At 59.9% G+C, this 13,505-nt stretch carries 13 protein-coding genes and 1 pseudogene; 11 read left to right on the top strand and 3 right to left on the bottom strand.

What is annotated here, in order from left to right; genetic code table 11:
* Positions 1 to 24: 24 nt before the first annotated feature.
* The 7 genes and pseudogenes from DXX99_RS02595 to DXX99_RS02565 all read left to right on the top strand — a co-directional run bounded on the left by DXX99_RS02595 (position 25) and on the right by DXX99_RS02565 (position 6,204).
* Positions 25 to 597 carry a hypothetical protein gene (locus DXX99_RS02595; protein ID WP_134642940.1) on the top strand — a complete coding sequence of 191 codons (573 nt, stop codon included), beginning with the start codon at positions 25 to 27 and terminating at the stop codon, positions 595 to 597.
* 96 nt (positions 598 to 693) lie between these two features.
* A complete protein-coding gene (locus tag DXX99_RS02590) occupies positions 694 to 1,167 on the top strand; it encodes a hypothetical protein (protein WP_134642939.1) in 474 nt (157 codons plus the stop codon).
* A gap of 1 nt (position 1,168) precedes the next feature.
* Positions 1,169 to 1,492, top strand: a pseudogene (locus tag DXX99_RS02585) (ISLre2 family transposase); the annotation flags it as partial.
* 135 nt (positions 1,493 to 1,627) lie between these two features.
* Entirely contained in the window at positions 1,628 to 2,176 is a 549-nt protein-coding gene (locus DXX99_RS02580) for a LemA family protein (RefSeq protein WP_205664617.1), read from the top strand.
* A gap of 14 nt (positions 2,177 to 2,190) precedes the next feature.
* The gene (locus tag DXX99_RS02575; RefSeq protein ID WP_205664616.1) at positions 2,191 to 3,111 is read left to right on the top strand and encodes a M48 family metalloprotease; all 921 of its coding nucleotides are present in this window, start codon (positions 2,191 to 2,193) and stop codon (positions 3,109 to 3,111) included.
* Positions 3,112 to 3,214: 103 nt separating this feature from the next.
* Positions 3,215 to 4,327: a copper amine oxidase N-terminal domain-containing protein gene (locus tag DXX99_RS02570; protein ID WP_205664615.1), complete on the top strand. Its 1,113-nt coding sequence runs from the start codon at positions 3,215 to 3,217 to the stop codon at positions 4,325 to 4,327.
* 170 nt (positions 4,328 to 4,497) lie between these two features.
* Positions 4,498 to 6,204: a copper amine oxidase N-terminal domain-containing protein gene (locus DXX99_RS02565; RefSeq protein WP_134642938.1), complete on the top strand. Its 1,707-nt coding sequence runs from the start codon at positions 4,498 to 4,500 to the stop codon at positions 6,202 to 6,204.
* A gap of 64 nt (positions 6,205 to 6,268) precedes the next feature.
* Here DXX99_RS02565 and bioB read toward each other — a convergent pair whose 3' ends face one another.
* Genes bioB through DXX99_RS02550 form a run of 3 tightly spaced genes read right to left on the bottom strand, consistent with a single transcriptional unit; the run spans position 6,269 to position 8,454 of the window.
* On the bottom strand, positions 6,269 to 7,252 hold the full coding sequence (gene bioB / locus DXX99_RS02560) for a biotin synthase BioB (RefSeq protein WP_115791956.1): 984 nt from the start codon (positions 7,250 to 7,252) through the stop codon (positions 6,269 to 6,271).
* Entirely contained in the window at positions 7,249 to 7,977 is a 729-nt protein-coding gene (bioD, locus tag DXX99_RS02555) for a dethiobiotin synthase (RefSeq protein WP_115791955.1), read from the bottom strand. Before bioD ends, bioB begins: the two co-directional genes overlap by 4 nt.
* A gap of 3 nt (positions 7,978 to 7,980) precedes the next feature.
* A complete protein-coding gene (locus tag DXX99_RS02550) occupies positions 7,981 to 8,454 on the bottom strand; it encodes an aminotransferase class I/II-fold pyridoxal phosphate-dependent enzyme (RefSeq protein ID WP_134642937.1) in 474 nt (157 codons plus the stop codon).
* A gap of 199 nt (positions 8,455 to 8,653) precedes the next feature.
* Between DXX99_RS02550 and DXX99_RS02545 the strand changes: the two genes are divergently transcribed.
* From DXX99_RS02545 to argJ, 4 genes are all read left to right on the top strand, one after another.
* Positions 8,654 to 9,400, top strand: a complete 747-nt coding sequence (locus DXX99_RS02545) for a DUF554 domain-containing protein (protein WP_115791953.1) — start codon at positions 8,654 to 8,656, stop codon at positions 9,398 to 9,400.
* 59 nt (positions 9,401 to 9,459) lie between these two features.
* Positions 9,460 to 11,172 carry an ABC-ATPase domain-containing protein gene (locus tag DXX99_RS02540; RefSeq protein ID WP_115791952.1) on the top strand — a complete coding sequence of 571 codons (1,713 nt, stop codon included), beginning with the start codon at positions 9,460 to 9,462 and terminating at the stop codon, positions 11,170 to 11,172.
* A 70-nt stretch (positions 11,173 to 11,242) separates the two neighbouring features.
* Positions 11,243 to 12,283 carry an N-acetyl-gamma-glutamyl-phosphate reductase gene (argC, locus tag DXX99_RS02535; RefSeq protein ID WP_115791951.1) on the top strand — a complete coding sequence of 347 codons (1,041 nt, stop codon included), beginning with the start codon at positions 11,243 to 11,245 and terminating at the stop codon, positions 12,281 to 12,283.
* Between the two features lie 22 nt (positions 12,284 to 12,305).
* Positions 12,306 to 13,505, top strand: a complete 1,200-nt coding sequence (gene argJ / locus DXX99_RS02530; protein ID WP_115791950.1) for a bifunctional glutamate N-acetyltransferase/amino-acid acetyltransferase ArgJ — start codon at positions 12,306 to 12,308, stop codon at positions 13,503 to 13,505.

The following is a 13,505-nucleotide window of genomic DNA, read 5'->3' as shown; positions in this document are numbered from 1 at the left end:
TTAGCTGAGGAGGGATAAAGGTTTATGAGTTGGCGGTGGTATTGGCTGCTACTACTAGGCGGATTGGTGCTGTGGCTAGGTTGCGCGCGCGAGGGGTTCCGGGGAGGGGAAGCTTTGACAGGGCAGTTTGACTTACCACCCAACACCTACGTCATTCACGTGAGCCGGTCCGGGGTTCTGGCTTACCGGCCCCTTCAGGAATCCGAGCCGAGCTCGAAGGGCGGTTGCGCGGGCTTCGCCTGCACCCTTTTCCGCAGCTCCTCCCCCGGCAGGGAGCTGAAGCCGGTAAGCGTTTTCGAGCAGGTGAACTATGTCTTTGGTACCTCGTCTTTTCCCTTCGTCTGGGCCCGGAAGCCGGGGGAGAAGAATTTCGCCCTCTATTTCACCCGGGATGCGGGGAAGACCTGGGAGCTCGTGCCCGGCACCGCCGGTGAATTTGCCTGCCCGCCCTGGCTGGTGGTTACAGACCCGACCGAGCCGCAAAGGGCTTACATCTTTTCCACTCCCGGTAGCGAAGCCTTGGCTTATCTCGCCGATCTGGGGGAGCTCCTTTCCCTCAAAGACTATCTGGAGACTGAAGATGAAGGGAAACACTGACAGGTCAAATCTCTGCCCGGTCAAGTCCCGGCCGGGGCTGATGGTCTGCTTTTTGATCCCCGAAACTCCAAGCGCTTATGGGTGTGGCGCGGCTCTATGGGTGGCACCTGGACCGGAGTGCAGGAATCGGAAGACGGTGGGATTACCTGGAAAAAGCTCAATGTACCGGCCGAAAACCGCATCTTTGGTTTAGCTTACAATCCCGACACGGACGAGTTAGTAGCCATGGGCCGGAATGTTTTCTCCAGCTGGCGGCAGGGGATAGGGGAAGACTTGCGGGCCAAGGGCGGCCTGGAGAAGCAAGAATTCTATGCTGGAGCTCCTTACACCCAGCCCTGGTTCGACCCCGCCCGCCGCGCCATCCTGGTGCCGGTCCTCTGCTACTCCGAGGGGGACCAGCGGCGACTTATCCTCTTCTCTTTCCGGCAGGGTGAGGTAGAGCGGCTGGCCGAACTCTCTCTGGATAAGGAGCCGATTTACGTCGGCCGCTCCGAAGGACATCTTTACGTGGCCACCGCCGGGCCGCGGGGCGGGAAGCTTTACCTGCTCTCTCTGTCCAGGGGAAGCTAGGGTGAGTGCAGAGGCGCACGTGAGTCATATTTTGGCGGCGCGGCTTGATCTGCGCGGCCTATGGCTCAGGACTTTGCTCGTGGGGTAGACCAGATGGCTCGGTTGCGAGTGGCGAAGGCGAATGGTGTTTCCTTGCTGTAGCCCGATAGGAGGAGGGCTTAAAGGCTTTAGAGATCGATAAGGCTGCCGTTGAGGAAGAAAGGCAGAGGCTGAGGAAGGTATCAGGTGAGGTGTTCGATAATCTTCCTGCTTTACGGGGTTCGGTGACTTCCCTGAACCTTGTGCTCTCAAAGCTTTGAGCCGAAATGTCAGTCTTCTCTGGTAGTTCGCTCCGGTTCGGGGTCGGTTCCTACAGTGGATTGACACAGTTCAAGGCGGTTGACGGCTTGCCGGGCAAGGAAAGCTGTGGTATGCTCGTTAGCGGTTAGCTTTAACTATTTTGGAAAGGAGCGTTCGCCAAATGCTGGGGTATATAGCGCTGGGCATAGTCCTGGCAGTGGCTCTCTACGCCGTCCTGGTTTACAACGGGTTGGTGCGCTACCGCAATTGGATCCAGGAATCCTGGGCTCAGATCGACGTGCAGCTGAAGCGCCGCCACGATCTCATCCCCAATTTGGTGGAGACGGTTAAGGGCTACATGAAGTACGAGCAAGAGACCCTAGCCAAGATCGTCGAGATGCGGAGCCGTCTGATCCAAGGAACTCCGGAAGAGCGCATGGAGGCCAACCAGGAGCTGGGTGGAGCGCTGCGGCACCTTTTCGCCCTGGCCGAGGCCTACCCCGATCTCAAGGCCAACACCACTTTCCTGCGCCTGCAGGAGGAGCTCACCACTACGGAGAATAAGATCGCTTATGCTCGCCAGCTGTATAACAAAACGGTGGCGGAGTACAACATCCGGCGGGAGGTCTTCCCGGCCAATATCTTGGCTTCGCTTTTCGGCTTTCGGAGGGTGGAGCAGCTCGCTATCCCTGAAGAGGAGCGGGAAGCCCTGCAGGTTAAGCTCACTTAGGGCGGGTCTAGGTGATGGCTATGATCTTGTACGAGGCCCTGCGGCGGAACCAGCGCCGCACCTATCTGCTCATGGGCTTTTTTGCGCTCCTGCTGGCCTCGGTGGGGGCGGCGGTGGGCTACGTCATGGGCGATACCCGCCTGGGGTTGGGCTTGGGATTGATCTTCGCCGCCTTTTACCTTCCCTTCACTTACGCCACCGCATCCTGGCAGGTGCTGAATCTGGCCGGAGCGCGTGAAGTTTCTGAGGAAGAGTACCCGGAACTGCACCACGTGGTGGAGGAGCTGGCCCTGGCTGCCCGTATGCCCAAACCTAAAGTTTACGTGGTGGACGATCCGGCCCCTAACGCCTTCGCCGTGGGCCTGCGTCCGGAGGCGGGAGCGGTGGCCTTCACCACCGGCCTCCTCCAGCTCCTGGATCGGGAAGCACTGGAGGGCGTGGCGGCCCACGAACTCTCTCACCTTCGCAACGGCGATTCCCGCCTCATGACCCTGGCCATCGCCCTGGTGGGGGTAATCGTGCTTCTATCTGACCTGGGGCAACGCTTGCTTTTCTACGGGGGGCTTTTCTCGGGCGGGCGGGAGGAGCGGCGCGACCGGGACCGGAGCGGCTTGGATGCGCTGCTTTATGTGGTGGCGGTGTTGCTGCTTTTGCTGGCTCCCCTGGCGGCGGTGCTCACTCAATTCGCTCTTTCCCGCAACCGAGAATTCCAGGCCGATGCTTCGGCGGTGGATTTGACCCGCAACCCGCAGGGCCTCATCAAGGCTCTGACCTTGCTCAAAGAGCATCACGCTACGGTCAAGCGGGCCACCCCTGCCACCGCCGGCATGTACATCGTGCATCCCTTCAAGGAAGGGGAAGGAAGCTTCTGGGCCGGCCTCTTTTCCACCCATCCGCCCATCGAAGAGCGCATCCGCCGGCTGCAGGAGATGTAGCGGGAGAAAATTTTTTACTTTTTGTTTACCACCGGCAGGATTTGACATCCCGGCAGGCGAACCCTTGCCTGAGGGAAATCTTTAACCTTCGGGAGGGACGAGGATGAAGGCAAGGAAATGGTGGCTCCTGCCGGTGATGCTGGCGCTCTTAGCGGTGGGGGCGGTAGCCGTTTGGGGCGCCGACACCGTCAAGCTGGTGGTGAACGGCAAGGAGATTAAGCCCGATGTCCCGCCGGTCATTTCCGGCGACCGGGTGCTGGTGCCGGTGCGTTGGGTGGCGGAGGCTCTTAAGTGTCGGGTGGACTGGGACGGGCGCACTTCCACCGTCTATATTTCCAACGATTTGGAGCGGCGTCTGGAGCTCCTGGAGAAAGCTTTGGCCCCGGCCACCCCGCGGGCGGCGGTGGAGGAGTGGGCCCGGGGGGTACAGACGCGCAACGGTGCGCTGCAGTACGCCCTTTTTTCTCCCGAGCTCCGGCAGCAGAAGTATGCCGATTTCGCCAGCCTGGGATGGGTGACTAGCACTTCCAGCCCCTGGGTGGAAAAGTATGGGGTGATCAAGGAAGTGTCCTTGCCCGGTGGGAAATGGCTCTACGAGGTTAAATTCGACTTAATGACTTCTACTGGGCCTGCGGGCTCCCAGGTGATGTGGGTTACAGTGGCGCCCTGCGACCAGCATTGGTGCGTGGCCAACCTGGAAGTGGATCCAGTGCTGGAGGAGCTCCAGGGACGGGCGGCGGACCTTCTGAAGGAGATGTACCAGCACTACCAGCTTTTAAACCTGGCCATCAACTGCCTGTCCTTTGCCCGTGAGGGCAAGCAGGCGGAGGCCATTTTCGCCACCCAGGTGCATTACCGGATAGGGGTGGCGTCTCCCTCGGAGTGGCCGGTGCAGAAGGGACGCATTAGGTTTCTGGAGGAGAACCGGAGTAAACTCACCCCGGAGCAAATCCGCCAGGTAGAGGAAAAGATCGCCTTCTGGGATCAGGAGCTTCGCCGGGATATGCAGCAGCCGGAGGAGGCCAACCTCTTCCTCAAGGTTGTGGCGGAGCTCAACGATCGGGGCGAGGTTTTGCCCGCCACGGTGAAGTTCTTCTACCAGGACCCGCTGGGGAACTACCTCCCCTTCAACAAGCAGGATTGGCCCCAATTCGCCAGCGCGGCCGAACTGGAGCAGCAGGGTTACGACGAGATGCGCCAGCTGGTGGTCTGGTAAAATATTCTTCTAGTGATAAAGTGCATAAGGCCAAGAAAGGGCGAAATTTGTTGGAACTTTGCCCTTCACAAGCGCTTTTATGGCATACTTTACGCCTTAAACCATTCTTGACCGTCTAGTTGTTTTTTAATTAACATGAAAACAAACTGTAACCATGGGAGGGAAAGTTAGTGCGGAGAAGGACATTCCTGGTGATCACCCTTTCGTTGTGGCTTTGCCTCAGCCTGGCTTTCGGCGCTGCGGCGCAGACCTCCTCTCCTCAAGCGATGCTGCTTGACCAGCTCAAGGGCCTCTCGACCCCTTATCCTGGCGAGTTCTACGACAAGTCCACCAGCAAGGGGCAGTTAAAAATCACACGCTTCTCGGGCAGTCTGGCTGAGATGACGGGGCTTAAGCTTCAGGGAGCGGTCATCGATCTGGATAGCAAGCTTAACGCCTCCGAAAAGAAGATGGCTATAGACATGCAGGTCAACTTGCAGGGGCATACTTACCCGGTGCGCGCGTACCTCGACGGGGATAAGGTGATCTTGGACAAAAGCTTCCTGGAGCTTTTGCGGCACATGCTTCCGCCGGAAGCCGGCCCTTCCGAAGAGGAGTTACAGCTCTTACCTACCTACCTTTACGTTCAGGGCCCGGAGCTCGGTGACATATGGAAGAATATAAGTTACTACCGCGAACAGCAAATGCCCCCCGAACTCAAAGAGCTTTTGCGCTTCTTCCTGGAAGCCATTCCTTCTAAGTATTTCCGGGTAACGCCCACCCAGTTTACCCTGGAACTCGACCAGGCCGGCTGGGAAGAGACGCTGGGCAACTTGGTAGAAAAGGTGAAGAACGAGAAGGAACGCTTCGCCGAGCTGGTAGCCAATTTCGTTTCCTCTTCTGGTGCGACTGTGAGTCTGGGGCCCGCGCCCAATTCGATGTTTACCAGAGCCGTGATGCCGTCCGATCTCGATCCGAAAAAGATGAGGGAACAGCTCAAAAGGGACATCGTCCAGAAGATCGACGAGGCGGTGAAGGCGGGCGATTATCCCACCCGGGCGGACGCGCATGAGCTGGCCCAGAACTTCCGCCTCCAGGAGTTTTGCTACCGGGCTTCGCTCCTACCTGGCGGAACCAAGGAGCTGAAGGCGGCCTGGACCTTCGTCGATGAGGGCAAGACGCTGGGTGGGCTGGAGATTAACAGCAGCTGCGTCGGCACCAGAGGGGACTCGCGGAGCAACACTGCTTTGAAGCTTCACCTGCTACTGCCCGAAGGGCTTAGGATCAGCGGGGAGCTGGCAAGCTATACCCTTATCCAAGGCCAGCAAGCCAATTCGCACGTAACTATTACCGCCAGGGCGGTGGACGAAAAGACGGGCAAAGTGCAGTTAGATCTGGAGTTGGTGGGGGACAGCATCGACCGGGTTGACCCCAACGTGAAGGTGGAAACTCCCCAGCTCACGCCGGAGAACAGCGTTAACCTGGAGACGATCGCTCCCACCCCGCCCCCCGCGCCGGTGACACCGGTTAGCCCGGCCAACGTGATCCTGAAGCTCAACGGCCAGCTCTTCTTCACCGAACCGCCGGCCTTTATCGACCAGAATAACCGCACCATGGTTCCGGCACGGGCCTTGATGGAGGCTTTGGGTTGCCAGGTGGATTGGAATCCGGTCAACCGGGAGGTTACGGTTACCAAGGGGGATAAGGTTATCAAGATGTACATCGACCAGAGCGCCTACTCGGTCAACGGCGTAACCAAGAAGATGGACACCGCGCCCATCATTGTGGGCGACCGCACCTTTGTGCCCCTGCGCTTCGTAGCGCAGGAGATGGTGGGGGTCCGGCTGGAGGTGAGCCAGGAGCGCGGATTGACTGTGGTCAACATTCTGACCAGTTAGCTGAGCTTATCCAGCCACGGGGGCCAGACGGCCCCCGTTCTCGTTTGAAGACTGCCGGTACAGGTTAGGGCTCGGCTTCCAGGCCCAGGTCGGTCAGAAGCTTTAAATCCCGCTCTATCCCCTGGCCTGGGGTGGTGAGGTAGTTCCCCGTGATCATGCCGTCCACCCCTCCCCAGAGCCCCAACCCCTGGGTATCCCTGAGATTGAACTCCCTTCCCCCGGCGTAGCGCAGGGCCACGCGGGGCAGGAGGAAGCGGAAAACGGCCAGGGAGCGCAGGATTTCCTCCGGAGAGAGCGGGAGTTGGTTCTCCAGCGGGGTGCCGGGAATAGGGTGCAGGATATTCACCGGCACCGAGACCACGGGGAGCTCCCTCAGGGCCAGGGCCAGTTCCCAGCGCTGGGCGGGGCTTTCCCCCAGGCCTATTATCCCCCCGCTGCAAAGCTCCAGGCCGGCTTCGGCAGCTGTCCAGCAGGTGGCCAGCCGATCTTCGAAACGGTGGGTGGTGCAAATACGGGGGAAAAAGCTAGGAGATGTTTCCAGGTTATGGTGGTAGCGATCCAGCCCCGCCTCCTTTAGTTCCAGGGCCTCTTTCCGGTTCAAGGCTCCCAGGGAAGCGCAAACTTTGAGCCCTGGGAGCTCCTTTTTTAAGAGGCGTATCAGGCGGCAAAGCCGCTCAAAGTCTTTACCCGGGCGAGGACCGCTGGTGACGAGACTAAAACGCCGGATTCCGGCCCGGTAAACCAACCGTGCTTTCTCCAGCACCTCCTCTTCTGGCAAGAGGGGGTAGGAAGGAGCTCTGGTCTTATAGTGAACCGACTGGGCGCAGAAGCGGCAGTCTTCCGGGCACCTGCCCGAGCGGGCATTGACAATGGCGCAGAGGCTTACCTTCTTCCCCCGGAACTTAAGCTTTATGAGGTGGGCAAAGCCCAGGAGTAAAGGGGTGTATTCCGGAGGCAGGGAAAATAGTTCTTCTGCTTCTTTGCTACCTATGTTTTCTCCGGCCAGCACCCGCTCGGCCAGGCTTTGCAGGCGCACAAGCTCCTTCATCGTTCTTCTTCCCGGCCGAAAAGTCGTAAGCGTTCCAGGAGCTCCGGGTGCTGGCGGGTAACCTCGGCGGCCACATCCTCCAGTAGCTTACGGTTTATGAACGAAAGGTCAAGCCCTTCTATCTCGGGAACCAGGGCCAGCACCGGCAGGCCGCTAAAGCTGGCAATAGTTCGAGGGTTGTCCTTGGCTACCGGGTCGGGGTTAGTGCGGGGGTAGCGGTTGATGACCACTCCCATTACACTGAGACCCGCTTGCAGGGCGGTGGCTAGAGTAAGCAGCGTGTGATTGATGGTCCCCAGTCCCGAGCGGGCTACTACTAAGAGGGGGAGTCCCAAATCCCGGGCCAGATCGGCTATCAAGTAAGAAGGTCCCAGGGGAACCATAAGCCCTCCCGCTCCCTCTACTATCACCGCGTCGTAGTGCTTGGCCAGGTAGGCGTAGCACTCGCTGATGACATCACGCCTTATTTGGCGCCCGGCCAGGCGTGCGGCCAGGTGGGGGGAGAAGGGCTCTTTAAAGACGTAGGGGCAAATGATGTCCTGGGGCTCGTCAAGTTCTAAAATCCGGGCTACGAAAGAGGGATCCGCGTTTCCTCCGGTGGCTACCGGTTTGAGGTAAGCTGCCCGCGCTCCCTGCTGCCAGTAGATGAGGCCTAAAAGGGCACTTACCACCGTTTTCCCCACCTCGGTATCCGTTCCGGTCACAAAGAGAGAAGGTAGCTTCAAGCTTCAAACCTCCTTTAGCGTTTCGGCCAGCGCCTTTAAGAAAGAGTCTATCTCATAAGGAGTGTGCAGGGCATTCACCGATACCCTGAGCCGGGCCGTGCCAGGAGGCACCGTAGGAGGCCTTATGGCGGGAACGTAGAACCCCTTGGCGAAAAGGAGAGAAGCTACCTTCAGAGCCCGTCCTTCGCTTCCCAGGACCACGGGGAAAATCGGGGTCTCCCCGCTTGCCGGGAGGCCCAGGGCTTTTAACCCCTCGGCCAGCCGGGAAATATTGGCCTTAAGGCGGGCTTGTGGCTCAGGATCTTCCTCCAGGACGCGCAAGGCGGAAATCGCGGCGGCTATTACCCGGGGGTGGTGAGTAAGCCCTAGATAGTTGTTGGAGCAGAAAAGAACCACCTCTCTGCCCCTCGATAGAGCGCGGTGCGGGGCTAGAGGCAAGAGAGGGTGGAGGTAACGCCGGAGCTTCTTCTCCTCCATTTTTCGAAGCTCTGTCTCCCACAACACCGGTGGTGACCTCTCTCCAAAACGTAAACCTAATACGGCTTTTATGGTTTACATTTTAACGCCAGGCGCGAAGCTTGGTCAAGCTTTCACTTCGGTGTAGAGGGCGCGGGGGCTACCCCGTCGAAGGAAGACTTGAAGACTTTTAAAAGTTTTTAAGGGAAGGAGTGCTTGGATGACGGGAACCCTCATTAATGTATCCACAGTGTTGCTGGGTGGATCTCTGGGACTCTTTTTTGGGGCGCAGCTGCCCGAGCGGGCGCGCGAGACAATAATAGGGGCTTTGGGCCTCTTCACTGCCGCGCTTGGCATCGCCATGTTTCTCAAAACGCATAACCCCGTCCTGGTGCTGCTGAGCCTTCTGCTGGGAGGATTGCTAGGGGAGTGGTGGCATCTGGAAGAGAGCTTGCGGCGGATAGGAGAAGGGCTGGAGCGGCGCTTCGCTGCGCCGGAAGCCGGGGCTGACGGGCATGGCTCCCGCTTCGTGCGTGGTTTTTTGACCGCTTCTCTGCTTTTTTGCGTGGGGCCGATGAGCATTTTGGGCTCCGTTCAGGACGGGCTTACGGGAGATTATACCTTGCTGGCGGTTAAGGCCTTGATGGACGGCTTTGCCGCTCTGGCCTTCGCTTCCACTTTCGGCGTGGGGGTGCTCTTTTCGGCGCTCACCGTGCTCTGCTACCAGGGGGGGCTTACCTTGCTAGCGGGGCAGCTGCAGGGGGTGGTCACCGAGGCCATGCTCGACGAACTCACAGCTACCGGGGGAGTTATCCTTTTGGCTCTAGCGGTGGGGAGCCTGCTGGCCATCAAGCCCCTGCGCGCGGGCAACCTTTTGCCGGCCTTGCTCATTGCCCCGCTACTGATGGTGCTATTGCCCTGGCTGCAGCAGCTGGGACGAATTTTATTTCCCGGTCTGGTACCTTGAGGCCCTTGTGTACGCTAAACTTTAAGTCGTGCGATTTATCAGAGTGGGGAGGAGAGGTTTTGCGCAGTCAAGAGGAGTTCCGGGATAAACTTAAGCGCATAGACGGCCGGGGATATAAGGCTTATCAGGAGCTCGAAGGGGCCTACGATTGGGGGGAGTATCAGCTCTTCATCGATCACGCCCAGAGCGATCCCTTTGCTCCCCCTTCCAAGGTGCGGGTGCGGGTAAAACAAGAGGTGGCCGGCTTCCCGCCGGAACTTTTTGCCAATAAGCCCCGGGCCGTGGCCCTGTGCGACTTCCTCACCCGGGTTTTCGGCCGGCACAGCCGCGCTTTTTCTCGCCCTTGCGGCACCGGGTCGAGCGGGCTCATCCACATCCTTCCCTGCGGCCAGGAGATCCTGGAGCGCACGGCGGTGGTGGTCAACGAAGAGTTCGTGGAGGTGCGGTTCGCGGTGGGGCTTCCGGCCCGGGGGAGGACTGTACTGGCCCGGGAGGCCCAGCGGATCTTTTTCGAAGCATTACCGGAGGTGGTGCGCCGCTCTCTCCGGTACGCCAACCTGGACAAGGAAGCCCTGTGGCTGCACGTCCACACCGCCGAAGACCAGGACTCTTTACGGCGGCAGATGGAGGAGAGGGGCTTGGTGGCCTTCGTGGCCGACGGTAGCGTCCTGCCTCGAGAGAGCGGGGCCAGTGATCGTCCCCTTTCGCGGGAAAAGGCGGTTCCCTTTCAGAGCCCTCCTGAGCTCCGGGTCTCTTTCACCCTGCCCCACCGGGGGAAGATCACCGGCATGGGAATTCCCCGAGGAGTTACCCTCATCGTGGGAGGAGGCTACCACGGTAAGACCACCCTTTTGCGGGCGATCGAGCGCGGGGTCTACGACCACATCCCTGGGGATGGCCGGGAGTTTGTGCTGACCGTCCGAGACGCGGTGAAGATAAGGGCCGAGGACGGGCGGGCGGTGACTGGGGTGGACATATCAAGCTTCATAAATAACCTTCCCGGTGGGCAGGATACCCGTTTCTTCTCCACCCCGTCGGCCAGTGGCAGCACTTCCCAGGCGGCCAACATCGCCGAAGCTTTAGAGGTGGGAACCTCGCTTCTTTTGCTTGACGAGGACACCAGCGCCACCAATTTCATGATCCGCGACGCCCGCATGCAGGCCCTGGTGGCTAAAGACAAGGAGCCTATCACCCCCTTCATCGACCGGGTGCGCCAACTCTACCAAGACCACGGCGTTTCTACCATCCTGGTGGTGGGAGGTTCGGGGGACTACTTCGACGTGGCCGACCACGTGATCATGATGGAGAACTACCGGCCCCGGGTGGTCACAGCGGCGGCACGGGAAATCGCCCGGGCGATGCCTACCCAACGCAATCAGGAAGAGGCCGGGCCTTTTAGGCCCCCTATTCCCAGGATTCTTTTGCCGGATCCCTGGCGCCTAGGTTCCAAAGATAAGGTGAAGGCTCAAGGTTTGCACGAGATTCGTTTTGGTCGGGAGACCATCGATCTGGGGGCGGTGGAGCAGCTGGTGGACCCGGCACAGACTCGGGCCATCGCCGTCATCTTGCGCCGGCTACCCTTGTACGCCGACGGGAAGCGCACCCTGCGGGAAATTCTAGAGCTTCTGGAGGAAGAAGTGGAGAGAGAAGGGCTTGAGGTGCTGGCCGGGCGGCAGGGAGAGCATCCAGGGGAGATGGCCCGGCCCCGGTGCTATGAGATAGCGGCGGCCATCAATCGTTACCGCCGCTTGGCGGTGCGTCCCGCCCGCTAAACTTTTTATTGTATTTTTATGCAGCCGGCTGTATAATTAGTAGCATTAGTGGTGGAGGGGGTGGAGGCTTTTGGTTCGGGTAGGGATCGTCGGCGCTTCGGGCTACACCGGGGCGGAGCTCATTCGTCTTCTAAGACGTCACCCCGAAGCGAGAGTCTGTTTGCTGGCAGCCCGTACGCACGCAGGGAAATCTTTGCCCGAGGTTTTCCCTCAGTTCTGGGGGCTGGAAGATGAAAGGCTAATAGCGGCTTCGCCGGAGGAGTTCGTCCGGGAAGTGGATGTCCTCTTCACCGCCTTGCCGGCGGGGGAGGCGATACCCTACGCCCGAGCGGCCTTGGAGGCGGGGAAGAAGCTCATCGACTTGGGGGCCGATTTCCGCTTCCGGGAGGCGGGGGTTTACGAGCGGTGGTACGGTATCTCCCATGGGGCACCGGAACTTTTGCGGGAGGCTGTCTACGGCCTGCCCGAGCTTTACCGCGACCAGATCAAAACGGCCCGGCTGGTGGCCAACCCCGGCTGTTATCCTACGGCGGTCCTGCTGGCTCTTGTTCCTCCTCTTAAGGCGGGGCAGATCCTGCCAGAGGGGATAGTGGTGGATGCCAAGTCGGGGGTCTCGGGGGCCGGCCGCCAGCCCAAGATAGAGACGCTGTACGCTGAAGTCAACGAGAACGTACAGGCCTACAACGTGGCAGTGCACCGGCATACGCCGGAAATGGAGCAGATCCTGCGAGACAAGCTGGGCAAAGAGGTCCGCCTGACCTTCGTTCCCCACTTAGTTCCGCAGACGCGAGGTATCCTGGCCACCATCTACGCACCGCTGGCTCCGGGAGTGACGACCGAGGACCTGCTCGCCACCTACCGGGAGTACTACCGGGAGGAGCCTTTTGTTAAGGTGCTGCCTGCCGGGGTTTACCCCCGCACCAAGAGCGTCTGGGGTTCGAACTTGGTGCAGCTGGGGGCGGTGGCCGACGGGCGCACCGGCCGGGCGGTACTGCTGGCCGCTCTGGACAATCTGGTAAAGGGGGCGGCCGGGCAGGCGGTACAGAACTTTAATCTGAGCTACGGTTTTCCGGAGACGATGGGGCTAGAAGATTCTGGCATTTATCCGTAAAGGAGGAGGCAGGAGAAAACCCGTGGTCTGGATAGAGGGTGGCGTCACGGCGCCGAAAGGCTTTCTGGCCAACGGTGTGGCGGCAGGAATTAAGAGGTACAAGAAGGATTTGGCTTTAGTGGTGAGCCAAGTGCCGGCGGCGGCGGCAGGGGTCTTCACCACCAACCGGGTAAAGGCTGCCCCGGTACTCTTGACCCAGAGCAGGGTAGCCGGGGGGCAGGCCCAAGCGGTCATCGTCAACAGCGGCAACGCCAACGCCTGCACGGGCCCGGAAGGGCTGGCGGATGCCGAGCTCATGGCCCGAGCGGCGGCCGAGGCTCTTTCCTTACCGGAGGAGATGGTGCTGGTGAGCTCCACGGGCATTATCGGGGAGCGGCTACCGGTGGAGAAGATCCTCAAAGCTTTGCCCGAGTTGGTGAAGGGGTTGAGCCGCGAGGGACACAGGGTGGCGGCCGAGGCCATTATGACCACGGACACCGTACCTAAGGAGGCGGCAGTAGAGTTTCTTCTGGAAGGTTTTACCTGCAGAATAGGGGGGATGGCCAAGGGTTCGGGGATGATTCACCCCTGTATGGCTACCATGCTAGCCTTTCTTACCACCGACGTGGCCATAACGCCCGAGCTCTTGCGGCGGGCTTTGCGGGAAGTGACGGAAGACACCTTTAATCTGATAACGGTGGACGGGGATACTAGCACCAACGATATGGTGCTGATGCTGGCCAACGGTCAGGCTTCCGCTCCCCTGATCGAGGAAGAGGGGCCTGCCTACGCCACCTTCAAGCAGGCCCTTTATGAAGTGGCCGCTTCCTTAGCCCGGCAGATAGCGCGTGACGGGGAGGGAGCCACCAAACTTATTGAAGTGCAGGTAGAAGGGGCATGCACTAAAGAAGAAGCTAGGCGGGCGGCGCGGGCGGTGGCTGCTTCCAACCTGGTAAAAGCGGCTGTCTTCGGTAAAGATCCCAACTGGGGGCGCATAGTGTGTGCCTTAGGTTATTCGGGCGCGTGCTTTGATCCGGATAAGGTGGCGGTCTGGCTGGGTCCGGTGCGGGTGGTGGCGGGGGGTAAAGGCACCTCCTTCGACGAAGAGGAGGCTCGGGCGGCCCTTTCTACCGATCCGGTGATCATCCGGGTAGACCTCGGCGCCGGAGAAGCCCGGGCCACGGCCTGGGGCTGCGACCTAACCTACGATTATGTGCGCATAAACGCGCACTACCGTACCTAA

Source organism: Ammonifex thiophilus (genome assembly GCF_003368535.1).
Lineage (GTDB): Bacteria > Bacillota > Desulfotomaculia > Desulfotomaculales > Ammonificaceae > Ammonifex > Ammonifex thiophilus.
This window is presented reverse-complemented; position numbering and strand designations above follow the sequence as displayed.

Bases quoted from the DNA above. Each gene is read 5' to 3' on its own strand.
- DXX99_RS02545 (WP_115791953.1), top strand. From the start codon at position 8,654: ATGACGGGAACCCTCATTAATGTATCCACAGTGTTGCTGGGTGGATCT.
- DXX99_RS02550 (WP_134642937.1), bottom strand. From the start codon at position 8,454: ATGGAGGAGAAGAAGCTCCGGCGTTACCTCCACCCTCTCTTGCCTCTA.
- bioB (WP_115791956.1), bottom strand. From the start codon at position 7,252: ATGAAGGAGCTTGTGCGCCTGCAAAGCCTGGCCGAGCGGGTGCTGGCC.
- DXX99_RS02575 (WP_205664616.1), top strand. From the start codon at position 2,191: ATGGCTATGATCTTGTACGAGGCCCTGCGGCGGAACCAGCGCCGCACC.
- DXX99_RS02570 (WP_205664615.1), top strand. From the start codon at position 3,215: ATGAAGGCAAGGAAATGGTGGCTCCTGCCGGTGATGCTGGCGCTCTTA.
- DXX99_RS02580 (WP_205664617.1), top strand. From the start codon at position 1,628: ATGCTGGGGTATATAGCGCTGGGCATAGTCCTGGCAGTGGCTCTCTAC.
- DXX99_RS02590 (WP_134642939.1), top strand. From the start codon at position 694: ATGGGTGGCACCTGGACCGGAGTGCAGGAATCGGAAGACGGTGGGATT.
- DXX99_RS02595 (WP_134642940.1), top strand. From the start codon at position 25: ATGAGTTGGCGGTGGTATTGGCTGCTACTACTAGGCGGATTGGTGCTG.